Origin of the sequence: Enterobacter sp. A8 (assembly GCF_004296595.1) — a bacterium.
Classification (GTDB): domain Bacteria; phylum Pseudomonadota; class Gammaproteobacteria; order Enterobacterales; family Enterobacteriaceae; genus Enterobacter; species Enterobacter cloacae.
Genome location: NZ_SCMF01000002.1, coordinates 387,603 through 400,250, shown reverse-complemented (window position 1 = coordinate 400,250; position 12,648 = coordinate 387,603). Strand labels below are relative to the sequence as shown.

At 56.2% G+C, this 12,648-nt stretch carries 10 protein-coding genes; 4 read left to right on the top strand and 6 right to left on the bottom strand.

The genetic code is table 11. The features are described 5' to 3' along the window. Positions 1-116: 116 nt before the first annotated feature. Entirely contained in the window at positions 117-4,274 is a 4,158-nt protein-coding gene (locus tag EQV24_RS09975) for an Ig-like domain-containing protein (RefSeq protein ID WP_130626514.1), read from the top strand. Positions 4,275-4,304: 30 nt separating this feature from the next. Here EQV24_RS09975 and mtnK read toward each other — a convergent pair whose 3' ends face one another. Further along, positions 4,305-5,504: an S-methyl-5-thioribose kinase gene (mtnK, locus tag EQV24_RS09970; protein ID WP_102751666.1), complete on the bottom strand. Its 1,200-nt coding sequence runs from the start codon at positions 5,502-5,504 to the stop codon at positions 4,305-4,307. Positions 5,505-5,608: 104 nt separating this feature from the next. On the opposite strand from mtnK, the gene mtnA reads away from it, so the two are divergent. Further along, positions 5,609-6,625, top strand: coding sequence for an S-methyl-5-thioribose-1-phosphate isomerase (gene mtnA / locus EQV24_RS09965; protein ID WP_013097616.1), 1,017 nt, complete (start codon positions 5,609-5,611; stop codon positions 6,623-6,625). Positions 6,626-6,668: 43 nt separating this feature from the next. Then, on the top strand, positions 6,669-7,139 hold the full coding sequence (locus EQV24_RS09960) for an SRPBCC family protein (protein WP_020685647.1): 471 nt from the start codon (positions 6,669-6,671) through the stop codon (positions 7,137-7,139). Between the two features lie 497 nt (positions 7,140-7,636). Here EQV24_RS09960 and EQV24_RS09955 read toward each other — a convergent pair whose 3' ends face one another. The 3 genes from EQV24_RS09955 to EQV24_RS09945 are packed head-to-tail and all read right to left on the bottom strand — an operon-like array spanning position 7,637 to position 9,476. Then, positions 7,637-8,179 (bottom strand): acireductone dioxygenase, encoded by a 543-nt coding sequence (locus EQV24_RS09955; protein WP_047024248.1) that lies wholly within the window; start codon positions 8,177-8,179, stop codon positions 7,637-7,639. Next, positions 8,176-8,865 (bottom strand): acireductone synthase, encoded by a 690-nt coding sequence (gene mtnC / locus EQV24_RS09950; protein ID WP_020685649.1) that lies wholly within the window; start codon positions 8,863-8,865, stop codon positions 8,176-8,178. The genes EQV24_RS09955 and mtnC overlap by 4 nt, the downstream gene beginning before the upstream one ends. Then, positions 8,862-9,476, bottom strand: coding sequence for a methylthioribulose 1-phosphate dehydratase (locus tag EQV24_RS09945; RefSeq protein WP_013097612.1), 615 nt, complete (start codon positions 9,474-9,476; stop codon positions 8,862-8,864). The genes mtnC and EQV24_RS09945 overlap by 4 nt, the downstream gene beginning before the upstream one ends. A 122-nt stretch (positions 9,477-9,598) precedes the next feature. On the opposite strand from EQV24_RS09945, the gene EQV24_RS09940 reads away from it, so the two are divergent. Continuing rightward, a complete protein-coding gene (locus EQV24_RS09940) occupies positions 9,599-10,759 on the top strand; it encodes a pyridoxal phosphate-dependent aminotransferase (RefSeq protein ID WP_130626513.1) in 1,161 nt (386 codons plus the stop codon). On the opposite strand, the gene EQV24_RS09935 is transcribed toward EQV24_RS09940, so the two are convergent. Together EQV24_RS09935 and EQV24_RS09930 are read right to left on the bottom strand one after the other, a co-directional pair. After that, complete coding sequence (locus tag EQV24_RS09935) at positions 10,760-11,386, bottom strand: ParB/RepB/Spo0J family partition protein (RefSeq protein WP_013097610.1); 627 nt, start codon at positions 11,384-11,386, stop codon at positions 10,760-10,762. After that, positions 11,371-12,594, bottom strand: a complete 1,224-nt coding sequence (locus EQV24_RS09930; RefSeq protein WP_130626512.1) for a phosphoadenosine phosphosulfate reductase — start codon at positions 12,592-12,594, stop codon at positions 11,371-11,373. Before EQV24_RS09930 ends, EQV24_RS09935 begins: the two co-directional genes overlap by 16 nt. Positions 12,595-12,648 lie beyond the last annotated feature (54 nt).

Below are 12,648 nucleotides of genomic sequence, written 5' to 3'. Positions count from 1 at the left end.
TGTAATATATTTATAAGGTGAATGCTTATATTTATAGATTCTTAAAATAAACGCGCCGACTTTATCTTTAAGTCCTGATACGTACTATGGCTCTTTTTTATTCAAGGATGAATTTAATGAGCCTGAAAAAATGTGCAGCCTGGTTGCAAATAGCACTGCAACTCCTTCCGCCGTCGTTATTTTCGCTGGGCGCGACGCCCGTCGCCGCGCAGGATAAGGTAGCCGAGCCGCAAACCACCGAGCGGGTAGTGGCACAAACCGCCGTGCAGGCGGGGTCACTGCTGGAGAGCGGTAGTGGCCGTTCTGTCGCCAGCGCAATTACGTCCCAGGCAACAAATACCGCCACGCAGGAAATTGAGTCCTGGTTAAATCAATTTGGTACCACGCGTCTGAATATCGGTACTGATGAGCATTTTTCCATTCAGGACGCGGAGTTAGATCTGCTTATCCCTTTATACGAGCAAAAAACGTCGCTGGTGTTCACCCAATTGGGTGGCCGTCGTCACGACGACAGAAATATCGTTAATGTCGGGTTTGGCTACCGTGAATTTAATACCGCATGGATGTGGGGCGTGAATACCTTTTACGATCGCCAGGTTTCGGCGAATCAGCATCAGCGCCTTGGTGTTGGAGCCGAGCTAGGCTGGGACTATCTGCGTCTTTCAGCCAACGGCTACTACCGTTTAAGCGACTGGATGTCTTCGTCCCGCTATCGCGATTATGACGAGCGCGTGGCGAACGGCTTTGACCTGCGTGCAACCGGGTATCTTCCCGCCTATCCGCAGCTTGGGGCGAACCTCGTCTACGAACAATACTATGGTCAGCACGTCGGGCTTTTCGGTGACGATGAGGACGATCGTCAGAAAGATCCTTACGCCGTAACCGTTGGACTGAGCTATACGCCCGTTCCGCTGGTTACCCTGGGTGTAAACCAAAAAATGGGTAAGGGCGAGGCATCGGATACGCAGTTTAACCTTGCGGTCAACTGGGCGCCGGGCGTGCCGCTGCGCACGCAGCTTGATGCGGACCAGGTGGGGGCACGCCGTACGCTGCTGGGGTCACGTCAGGAGCTGGTCGATCGTAATAACAATATTGTCCTGGATTACCGTAAGCAGGAGCTGATTTCGCTCGCACTGCCAGAAAACATTGCCGGGAATGAAAATGCCCGCCAGACCGTAACCGCGAAGGTTAAAACGAAATACGGGCTCGAACGCATCGACTGGCAGGGTGACAATTTGATACGTAACGGCGGCAAAATCACACCGGGTGCCGATCCGGCCCAGGTGGTAATTACGCTTCCAGCCTGGAAAAATGGCGGTTCCAACGCGTATACGTTAACCGCAACGGCCTGGGATAAGCACGGTAACGCTTCTGATACCGCGAGGATGACGGTGAACGTAAACGGCATGGACGTGACCACGCTGCAGCCCAGCCTGACGGCGTCTCCGTCCCGCTTACCGGCGGATGGCACCAGTCAGTCGGTATTAACATTGGCGCTAAAAACCGCATCCGGCGAGGCTGCAACCGGGCTATCGGAGCGTCTTGGCGCATCGATCACCCTGAAAAATGCCGTTACAGGCACCGCGGCGCCTGTCGCACCGCAAATAAGCGCGTTTCGCGAAACGAGCAGCGGCGTATACAGCGCAACGCTTATCAGCGGAACCGCGCCTGCCACCCTCACCATTCAGACGTTCATCGACGGCAATATTAAGCTTGCTACCGCCTCTGTGACTGAAGAGGCGGTGTCCGAGGTTGTGGAACTTGCATCACTCAGTCCGTCGACCGTAAGCGCACCGGCAGACGGCGTAACGCCAATTGTCGTAGTAGCAAGCGTTGTCGATCGGTCCGGCAATCCCGTTTCGGGGCAAGAGGTGAAATGGACAGCGGATAACGCTGCGGTTCAGCTGTCTGCTGAACGCACCCTCACCAATGAGCAAGGGCAGGCCAGCATTCAACTCATTAGCCGTGACGTGGTTGCGACGACAGTGAGTGCGCAACTGGCGGACGGTAACCCGCTCTCTACCCCGACGCTAAAATTCGTTGCGGACAGCGCCAGCGCACAGGTGAGATCGGTCAATGTCGATAAAACCCGCATTGTTGCCAATAACAGCGACAGCGTAACGTATACCGCGCAGGTCGCAGATAACAGCAATCATCCGCTTGAAGGCGTGACGGTTAACTGGACGGTGAAGCGGGAAGATGGCACGACCGCAGGAAGCAAAACCTCGGTTACCGACGCTGCCGGAAACGCAACGCTGTCGCTGTCGTCAGCAAAAACGGGCGTTGCCTGGGTTTATGCCGATGTAAATCAGCAGAATGCGGTGAAAGCAGAAGCCGTAACGTTTGTCGCTGACACCAGCACGCAGCGTATCGCCGCCGTAGTGGCCGATAAGCAACAGGCCGTGGCCAACGGCAGCGACAGTATTACCTGGACGGCGCAGGTGCGCGATCTACAGGGTAACGCCATTTCGGGCGTAGAGGTTAACTGGTCGGCAGATAACCCAGACGTTAAGCTCGCCGCCAGCAGTACGCGGACGGATTCGCAGGGCAATGCCTCGCTGGTGGTTACCTCGCTGAAATCAGGCAACGTTGTAATCACGGCTCAGACCGCTGAAAGCGCACCCGTTCGTGCTGACAGCGCAACCTTCACGGCCGATCTCACGACCGCGAAAATGACGGAGATGGCCGCCGATAGCGTAACGGCGGTAGCCAATGGCACCGACGGTATCACCGTGCGCACTACCGTTGTGGATGCCAATGACAACCCGGTTGACGGAGCGAAGGTTGGCTGGGCGGTGAGCCCTTCCGGCGCGACGTTGTCCGATACGAGCAGCGTGACGAATGCATCGGGTGAGGCGAGCGTGACCTTACGTTCTGAAACCGCGGGGGAATATTCTCTTCAGGCCACGTTCGGCAGTAACACGTTACGCGTGACAAAACTGACCTTCACCGGTGACACCACCACGGCAAAGCTGGCTACCCTCACGGCGGATAAAACGACCGGCATTGTGGCTGACAGCGATACCGTACTGTTAACCGCAACCGTGGTGGATAGCCATCAGAACCCTGTACCAGGCGTTGCCGTTAACTGGAGCAGCAGTGATGCGGCTGATGTGACCCTGACACCCGTTTCAGCAATGACTAATGCGCAAGGGCAGACTGAAACGCGCTTCTCATCGCGCAAAGCGGGCAACATGACGGTTACCGCGACGGTGAATGGTAGCGGTCAGACGCTTACTCTCTCCGTGACCGGTAATCCGGCGACAGCGCAATTTACGAGCCTGAGTGCGGATAAAAAAGAGGCGGTGGCTGACGGGAACGCGACCATACGCTGGACCGCCACCGTCGAAGACGCCAACCATAACCCGCTTAGCGGTGTGGATGTGGCGTGGCGTGTAGATAACAGCAGCGTGAAGCTTGCCAGCGCCAGCACAAAAACCAACGAAGCGGGTCAGGCGGTTGTAACGGCGTCAACGACAACGGCCGGAACGGCAACGGTTAGCGCAACAGTTGTCGGTTCAACGGCGGCGATAAACGCGGAGCCGGTAACATTTATTGGCGATGCGACTACCGCCAGGGTTGAGAGCCTCAAGGCCAGTTCTGACCACGCGGTAGTCAACACCGACCGCATTACCTACACCGCAGTGGTGAAAGACGTAAACGGTAATGCCGTCAAAAATGCGACGGTCAACTGGAACACCACGCTTAATACCCTTTCAGCGCAAACCAGTGTGACCAATGGCAGCGGCGTGGCGACCGTGAAGCTGAGTGGCCCGGATACCGGTACGGCAAAGGTGAGTGCAGAGAGTAATAACACCACTAAAACCGATCAAACGGTTGTGTTTATTGCCAGCTATTCAGCCATGTGGAGCGTTACCGGTTCGACAAGCGCATTCAGTACGGGCGCAATATTTGGCTTCCCTTCGCTTGGGTTTGTGGCAACGGGAAGTACGCAGGGGCCGACGTCCCTGGTATGGACCGCCGAAGGTTACAGCACGCTTGTCGTGCCGATGAAGGACGAACAAGGCAATACCCGGGACGTGAAGATTCGCGCGCAGCGCAGATCGGATTGCTCCACCCGTCCGTTCAATGTGGCGGTTCTGTGTAGCAGTTGGGAAACCACAGGCTATAGCGCCAGCCTTAAGTATGTTGAGGCCGATAACCCGGATCTCCCGAGCGGGGTTTACCGTGGGGATATCAAGTTTGCCGGTAAAGACTGGCATTCATCGTGGTCTCTCGATTACACCGTGACCACCACGCTCACCAAAAACTGATGCAAAAACCTCCCGAAAGGGAGGTTTTTTTTAACTGTACTGGCGCACTCTTGCCACCAGCTCTTCCACGCTGTCGATGCGATCGGCAATCACAATCAGCGCTTTACCCAGCGTGATGGCGTGGCGCAGACATTCGTGGCGCATCGCGTCGTCCTGAATGGTATCGATGTCCGCGACGTGAGACAGCCCCACACTGCGGCGGATCAGCTCCGTTCCGCAGAAACCAATGGTATCTCGCCAGACCTTTTTCAAAAATTCAGAGGCATAGCCCGGCGCACTCAGCGCGGCATCCCGGGTTTTCTCGTGCGCCAGCGCCTGGAAGCGCTCCGCAAAGGTATTCCATAACGCCTGAATGTCGATCAGACGCTGTTCCCGGGCGGCCGCGGCATCGCGGATGCCTAAATGCCCCGGCAGGCCACAGAAATTCAGCAGCAGGTTGCCGATGGCGGTACCCACGTCAAACCCAATCGGGCCAAAGTAACCGAATTCGGCGTCGATCGCTTTCAGGCTACCCTCGGCCACGAAAATCGATCCGCTGTGGATATCCCCGTGCAATAGCGCTTCGGCGTGGGAGAAGAAGCGATGCTTCAGGGAGGCCACGGCAATTTTCAACTGGGCGTCATCGCGCAGGGCGGCGACATCGTTTTCCAGCTCAGCCGGATAGTTGTTGCGCTCGTGGATCTGGTACGGATCGTTAAAGAACAGATCTTCAGTGATCTCGCACATCTCCGGGTTAATGAACTGGGCAACCTGCGCTTTTTTCTCGTGCGGGTGCAGGTAAAAATCGCTGGTGTGGAACAGCGTGTGCGCCAGGTACTCACCCAGTTGACGCGCAGCCTGCGGGTAGGCGTTATTCTTAATCAGCTCCCCGCGCCAGATGCGATGGTCGGAGAGATCTTCCATCACCATGATCGCCAGTTCCGGGTCAAAATGATGAATTTTCACGGTATGCTGCGGGCTGTGCTTGTAATGCTCCACCAGCGTTTGCGCCTCAAGACGGGCGCGGTCCAGCGTCAGCGGCCAGGACTCACCGACGCAGCGAACGTATGGCAGCGCCTGTTTTACGATGATGCGGCTCACGCCCTGAGCATCGAAAATTTTGAAGACCAGATTGAGGTTGCCGTCGCCTACTTCCTGCGCCTCTACCAGTGATGATGGATTATCAAGGCCGCCAAACTGCCTGGCATACTCCAAGGCGTCCTGGGCGGTAAAGGTACGGTATTGCGACATTGCCTGCTCCTCACTGATTTGCGAATAAAGACATTTAGACGTCTATACATCTGGATTTCATCCTGACACAATGTGCTACAACAACGCAACAGGGAATTAACGACATGCAGACATTACAGACGACCAGCCTGCGGGTGGCGGATAATCAGCTCTTTATTCTCGACCAACAGGCCCTTCCGCAGGAGAAACGCTGGCTTGACGCCTCAACGGTTGAGGCGCTGGTGGGGCATATTCACGCCCTTAGGGTGCGCGGTGCGCCGCTGATTGGTCTCTCTGCAAGTCTGCTGCTGGCGCTGCTGGCGGAAAAGGGGAAAAGCCGCGACGAGCTGGCGCTGGCGCTGGAAACGCTGCGCGCTGCCCGCCCAACGGCGGTCAACCTGATGAACAATCTCGACCGCATGAAGCAGGCGCTCTGGCAGGAAGATTTCGTTCCGGCGCTGGTGACGGAAGCTCTGCGACTGATTGACGAAGACAGGCAGCTTTGTGACGCCATTGCGACAGCGGGCAGCGCGCTGGTGAAGCCCGGTAGCCGCCTGCTGACCCACTGTAACACTGGCGGTCTGGCGACCGCAGGCGTCGGCACTGCGCTGGGTGTTATTGCTCGCGCACATGAGGAGGGCAACGTCAGCAACGTCTGGGTGGATGAAACCCGTCCGCTGCTGCAGGGCGGCAGGCTGACCGCGTGGGAGCTCGGCGAGCTGGGCGTGCCGTATCAGCTGATTACCGACTCCATGGCCGCCAGTCTGATGGCAAAAGGGGAGGTGGATGCCGTGTGGGTGGGGGCAGATCGTATTGCCGCCAACGGCGATGTGGCGAACAAAATCGGCACCTATTCCCTGGCGGTGCTGGCGAAATTTCACGGCATTCCGTTTTATGTCGCCGCCCCGCAAACCACCCTCGACCCGGCCTGCCCGAACGGTGAGGCGATCCCGATTGAGCAGCGCGCGGCCAGTGAAGTGACGGGCGTGGCGGGAAGCTTCGGCGCGGTACAGTGGGCACCGGAAAATGCGCAGGTTTACAACCCGGCGTTTGACGTCACCCCAGCCTCGCTGATAAGCGGCTGGGTACTGGATACGGGCGTGGTCACGCCGGAAGCGGTAGCAAACGGGAAATTCGCCTGAGTCCGGCTATCCTTGTAAGGGGTTCCCCTGAGAGGACAACATCGTGACGCTCGATCCCGAAACAGACTTAAAACTGGAACGCGTGGTGGATGCACCGCGCGACCTGCTGTGGCTTTGCTGGACGACGCCAGAGCACATCAAAAACTTCTTTATTCCTGCCCCCCATAAAGTGACCGAATGCGACCTCGACCTGCGCGTGGGTGGACGGTTCAATACCGTTTTCGACGTGGACGGGCAAAAAATGGACAATAAAGGTGTTTTCCTGGAAATCGATCCCGGTAAAAAGCTGGTCTTTACCGACGGCTATACCGAAGGGTGGAAACCGGCCGAAAAGCCGTTTATGACGGCGATTTTGTTGCTGGAAGATCTCGGGGAGGGCAAAACCCGCTATACGGCGATTGCGCGCCATCCCACGAAAGAAATCCGTGAGCAGCATGAACAGATGGGCTTCCATGAAGGCTGGGGGATCGTGCTGGATCAGCTGGTGGGGTATGTGAAGGGATTGAAGCATTGAAGATAAAGCGGCCTGATGCCCTCACCCCAGCCCTCTTCCACAGGGAGAGGGTTCCCCGGTAATTTTTTTACCGAAAGCGACGAAAGTTGTTTCAGGAAAATAAATGACTTACAGCGACGCCCTGGTCCGGTTATAAATCGCTGAGGCGTTTCCTGCAGGCCGGGGCGAGGCGCATGGATGCGCCGAGAGGGCGGCTTTACAGGGACGTTACATCCGCCCGTCCCCGATAAGCCGGAAGGAATAAGCCGAAGGCACCGCGAAGCGGCGATTTACCGCCGGGAGCCCGGGTCGCCAGGGCGGCGGCGATTGAGCCGCCCTGGCACGTTCACAAGTCATGCCGTTACAGAGTAGCAAGGAACATAAAGTGAACGGAATTACCTCTACAGCCATATGTTCCCCCTCACCCCAACCCTCTCCCTCAAGGGAGAGGGGGGCCTCCGTGCAGGCATTATTTTATGGGGATCCCTCAGCCTACAGGGAGAGGGAGCAATATTCACCTATGCCAGACGCGGATACGCTTCCGCAATCGCATCACCGGTAAACTGCGCCACCCAGCCCTCCGGATTATCGAATATACGGATGGCCGTAAAGTTTGGCTCTGAGCCCATATCAAACCAGTGCGGTGTGCCCGCTGGCACCGAAATCAGGTCGTTTTTTTCGCACAGCACCTGATACACCTCATCGCCAATGTGCAGGCAGAACAATCCCGCGCCTTCCACGAAAAAGCGCACTTCATCTTCGCCGTGGGTGTGCTCGTTGAGGAATTTCGCGCGCAGCGCTTCTTTTTGCGGATTGTCGGCGCGCAGGCTGATCACATCCCAGCTCTGATAGCCTTTCTCCGCGACCAGCTTGTCGATGGCATGCTGGTAAGCGTCAATGACCACTTCTGGGGCAGGGTCGCGCCCTAAATCACGGTCAGCCGCCCAGCGTTCAAAACGCACGCCTTTGGCGTTGAGCTGTTGGGCGATCTCGGCGGCGTCGGTGCTGTGCCACAGGTGCTTACTGGCGTCTTTATCGGAATAAATGGTTAATGCGCTCATGAAGGGATCTGCTCCGGGTTAATCTCGTCGAACTGGTGAACCTGATGATGGTGGCTTGCGCCGTCATCATCACCGCGAATCAGCTGCAGGGTGCGAAAACCGGCCTGTTCAGCAGCGTCCAGCTCCTGATGGATATCCGACAGGAACAGGATCTGCGACGGGGCGATGCCCGTCTGCGCCGCAATATTCTGATAAGACTGCACCTCACGCTTGGCACCAATATGGGTATCAAAGTAGCCGCTGAACAGATGAGTAATATCACCTTCATCGCTGTAGCCAAATAACAGTTTCTGCGCAGCGACGGAGCCAGAGGAATAAACATAGAGATCAATACCTTGCGCTTTCCACTTTTCCAGCGCGGGTAGCACGTCCGGGTAGAGATGGCCGGTAAAGTCGCCGTTGACGTAACCGTCGTGCCAGATAATTCCCTGCAGGGCCTTCAGCGCCGTCGATTTACGGTCTTCATCCATAAAGGTGAAGAGGGTCTCGATAAGATCGCTGACGCTGGCGTGCGGAGTGTCGATTTCATCGCGCAGGTTGTCCAGAATCGATTTGACCGGCTCGGCGTACTGCTGGGCGGTGACGAAGGCCGCCAGACGCTCACGCGCATAAGGGAACAAAACATCATGGACAAAACGGATATCGCTGGTGGTTCCCTCAATATCCGTCACAATCGCGCGAATCATATCTTCTCCAGTTGTCGTAAACGCATTTCGCATTCAAATAAGAATTCTAATCCTTCCAGATGACGGCGGGCTTCGGCCACATCACGTCCCCAGCAGGTTAAGCCATGGCCGCGCAGAAGAAAACCATAATTAAGCGGGCGCTCCTGGGCGTAATGGGCGATTCGCGAAGCGAGGGCGTCTATATCCTGGTCGTTATCGAATACCGGAATGGCAACCGTAGCCAGATGCGTGGTCTGCCCGGTGAGGGATTTTTGCATCTCAAAGCCGCTGATGTGCAACTCCGCCTCTTTCACCAGCCGCGAGAGCACCGTGGCGTTCACCGTGTGGACGTGCAGTACGGCATTGGCCTCCGGGAACAGGCGATAGATGAGCGTGTGTAACCCGGTTTCGGCCGAAGGTTTACGGCCAGAGGGGGCGCGATTGGTGGCGATCTCCACCTGCAGAAAATCATCCGGCGTGAGGCTGCCTTTGTCTTTGCCGGATTCACTGAGCCAGCACAGGTTTTCATCCTGACGTACCGACATGTTGCCGCCGGTGGCGGGGGCCCAGCCTTTGGCACCAATCCAGCGGCAGGCTTCGACCAGTTGCGTGAGTTGCAGGTTGTCTGTCATTTCCTTTTACCCTCTCGGTCAGGAATATTCATATTGTTTAGACGTCTAAGCGTCTTGATTGCCAAAGACTAACATCGTGTTATAGTGGCAGCAACATAAGTATTACAAGCAGGCACCCCACAATGAGCAATAACGCATTGATTCCGCAAAGCAAACTTCCCAACCTGGGCACCACTATCTTTACGCAGATGAGCGCTCTGGCCCAGAAGCACAACGCCATTAACCTCTCGCAGGGGTTCCCGGATTTTGATGGTCCAGGCTATTTGCAGGAGCGTCTGGCCTGGCACGTTGCCCAGGGGGCGAATCAGTATGCGCCGATGACCGGTGTGCAGGCATTGCGTGACGCCATTTCGGATAAAACGGCGGAATGCTATGGCTATCAACCGGATGCCAACAGCGACATTACGGTGACGGCAGGTGCGACTGAAGCGCTGTATGCGGCCATCACCGCGCTGGTTCGCGCGGGCGATGAGGTTATCTGCTTTGACCCAAGCTACGACAGCTATGCGCCTGCCATCGAACTGTCCGGCGGCGTGGTGAAGCGCGTGGCATTACAGCCGCCGCATTTTCGCCCCGACTGGCATGCGTTTGCTGCGCTGCTGAGCGACAACACCCGGCTGGTCATTCTGAATACACCACACAACCCGTCGGCGACCGTGTGGCAGAAGAGCGATTTCGCCGCGCTGTGGCAGGCCATTGCGGAACATGAAATTTATGTCCTGAGCGACGAAGTGTATGAGCACATCTGCTTTGCCGGGGAAGGGCACGTCAGCGTGCTGGCCCATCCGCAGCTTCGCGAGCGCGCTGTGGCGGTGTCGTCATTCGGTAAAACCTATCATATGACCGGCTGGAAGGTGGGGTACTGCGTGGCACCGGCGGCCATCAGCGCGGAGTTGCGTAAAGTGCACCAGTACCTGACGTTTGCGGTGAACACGCCTGCCCAGCTGGCGCTGGCCGATATGCTGCGCGCTGAGCCTGAGCATTACCGTGAGCTGCCCGAATTTTACCGCGCACGCCGGGATCGGTTTGTGAGTGCCCTGAGTCAGAGCCGTCTGGAGATCCTGCCGTGTGAAGGCACCTATTTTCTGCTGGCCGATTACAGCGCCATCTCCGATCTGGACGACGTCAGTTTTTGCCAGTGGCTGACCAAAGAGGTGGGCGTGGCGGCGATCCCGTTATCCGTCTTTTGCGCCGATCCCTTCCCGCATAAGCTGATTCGTCTCTGCTTTGCGAAACAGGAATCGACGCTGCTGGCGGCGGCAGAGCGTCTTAACGCGATCTGATTATTTGACCGTCCAGGCTTCTGAATAACGGCGGTCTGCAAAGAGTTCCAGCAGACCGTTGATTTGCTTGAGGCGTAATACCTCGTCGCTATCCATTCCCAGTTCCTGACTGATTCTCTCGTCGTCCCAGCCAAGCTGCACCAGCTCGCGGACGATATCGGACATCGCATTAATTTGATGGCGGCCGCGCGCCCGATTGTGACGAATGGTGGCCGCTATCCGGTCGAACTTTTTCTGCCGCTCTTTACGCAGACAGGTAACAGGCAGATAGCCTTTAAGCTGGCGTTTCAATACCGCCCGGTTGGACCCAATTTCATGGCGATGGAAGCCGTCGACAATTTCATAATGCCGGGCCTCACTTTCTGTCACCACAATCGGTTGGGTAAAACCGTCCATCTCCAGGGATTTACAGAGCAGCCGTTTTTCCGGCGGGGCAACGTTGTTGGGGTTGTAATCGTTCGCGGTAATCTCGTCCTGTTTGATCCACAGTACGCAGTCGACAGGCTGTTCGCGAAAAGGGCTATTTTCATGGATAGCCTGGCGAAAGGCGTTAATGGCTTCAATGCGTTTATCTTCGGGAAGAGACTGAAGATAATTTTTCATCTCGTTAATTAATTGCTGCTGCATAAGATCCCCCACTCCTTGCGTTTTGATTTTATCCGTTCGCTGTAACGCTGGTAATGCCTGGGTTTGTTCGGACTGAATGACAGCGCCCGGCACCAGTAGTCATTGTTGAGTAATACCTTGCACACGCGTCGCCAGGACGGGATATCTTTGGCGCCGATATCGCCCTCCTGGGTGTCGGGAATATCGGCCATGCCTCTCTTCTGATACCAGTGCAAATAGATCGCGATTTTATTGCGGTAATGTTCCGCGGTGGTGTGCGGCATGCTGTCGAGAAGCAGCATGGCGTATTCCCGCCAACTGAGCGCGTCGGGTTTCAGAATTTTGCGGTGGCCATAGAAATGATTGTCCTGCCCCGCGTAGACCCCGCCACTGTGCACGCCGTTTACCCGCTCACACATCGCCGCCCAGCGTTCGGGCTCCACAACATGATAGAGCCACAATCCCTGACGCTGCTCCGGGCCAAAGGGTTCACAGATGCGCATATAGCGCGGCGGCACGCCAGCCTGAAACATCAGGTCGTAAAGCGGGTTATAGCACCCGCCTGTTTTCGCAAACCAGGTCCAGATATCGGCGGTTTTCCAGTCATAAAGCGGATAGACATACCAGGCGTGCCCGCCGGGGGCGACGGTGGTCCAGGGTTTGTCATCGGCAAAGCGCTGCTTTCGTGCGTTGGCGATAGTCAAAAAGCGATTGTAGGATTCATCGGCACGAATACCGATCATCATTGCTGCCGGGCGCCTTTTGGCAAACCAGTCGGAAAATTCGCGAACAAAGGACTCGAAGGTCATGCCGGGCTGGTAGAACGAGAAGTAATCTGGATCGGTTACCGCCTCTTCCTGGGGCGTGCGTACCCAGTTTTTACCCGGCTCCCAGCACTGCCATTCGGGCTGGAATTGTGAAAGTGAATTTTGCGTGGTCAACGGGAGCGCTACCCACCAGCATTTTTCAATCACATCGGCGTATTGTGCGATCATGTTATTCACATGCTGAATGGTACAGGTGAACTGTGCTTCCCAGTCGATAAATAACAGACAGATTTTTTTTCCCATTTTTCGGGCTTGTTGGGCCGTTAAATGGAACATAATGGTGGAATCTTTTCCGCCAGAAAATGAAACACAGACCCTTGGCAGATTCTCAAGCGTCCATGTTATGCGCTCTGTGGCAGCGTCAAGGACATTTTGATTAAGTGGATGCTTATAAATTGACAAAGGCAACTCCTCCTGGAAATAAATACCGGACGTTCATGTCAATGCAGGAGAGAG

Coding starts and splice junctions, on each gene's coding strand:
- EQV24_RS09975 (WP_130626514.1), top strand. CDS start 117: ATGAGCCTGAAAAAATGTGCAGCCTGGTTGCAAATAGCACTGCAACTC.
- mtnK (WP_102751666.1), bottom strand. CDS start 5,504: ATGTCGCAATACCGTACCTTTACCGCCCAGGACGCCTTGGAGTATGCC.
- mtnA (WP_013097616.1), top strand. CDS start 5,609: ATGCAGACATTACAGACGACCAGCCTGCGGGTGGCGGATAATCAGCTC.
- EQV24_RS09955 (WP_047024248.1), bottom strand. CDS start 8,179: ATGAGCGCATTAACCATTTATTCCGATAAAGACGCCAGTAAGCACCTG.
- mtnC (WP_020685649.1), bottom strand. CDS start 8,865: ATGATTCGCGCGATTGTGACGGATATTGAGGGAACCACCAGCGATATC.
- EQV24_RS09945 (WP_013097612.1), bottom strand. CDS start 9,476: ATGACAGACAACCTGCAACTCACGCAACTGGTCGAAGCCTGCCGCTGG.
- EQV24_RS09940 (WP_130626513.1), top strand. CDS start 9,599: ATGAGCAATAACGCATTGATTCCGCAAAGCAAACTTCCCAACCTGGGC.
- EQV24_RS09935 (WP_013097610.1), bottom strand. CDS start 11,386: ATGCAGCAGCAATTAATTAACGAGATGAAAAATTATCTTCAGTCTCTT.